Source organism: Oleiphilus sp. HI0123 (assembly GCF_001635315.1).
The window spans coordinates 1-394 of record NZ_LWGE01000290.1; the positions used below are offsets into that span (position 1 = coordinate 1).

Annotated in this window: 1 protein-coding gene; it reads left to right on the top strand. The window is 39.3% G+C overall.

Translation table 11 applies throughout. The features are described 5' to 3' along the window. Positions 1-164: 164 nt before the first annotated feature. Positions 165-394, top strand: a 230-nt coding sequence (locus A3761_RS02795) for a hypothetical protein (protein ID WP_197472760.1), incomplete at its 3' end; no start/stop codon positions are given.

Here is a 394-nt window from a genome sequence, read left to right on the forward strand (position 1 = left end):
AGCTCGCTGGAATGGATTTTGAGCTGATGAAAGTAGTACGAATTCGTATAGCATGACTCCAAGTCATTTTACTTTTCAATAATTAGAGCTTATACTCTATTTTTTTAGAGCAGTTACTCTAAACATCCACTCTACAACTTTGCGAATTACGATTAGGTATTGTCATGTTATTTTCTTTAAAAGTTCAATATTACAAAGGTCTAGCAAAAGCACTAAAGGTCGCTGCAGCAGTCGTTCCGATGCCAAAGCCAACGCTTTTCACTGGTGCAGACTCCTCACTGGAATTATGCGATGCTATTGGCCAACTAGGCATTAAAAAGCTAATGATTGCGACCGATGAAGTACTCGTCAGCATCGGACTAATCGACAAAATCAAAGCTCGCTTGGAAGAACT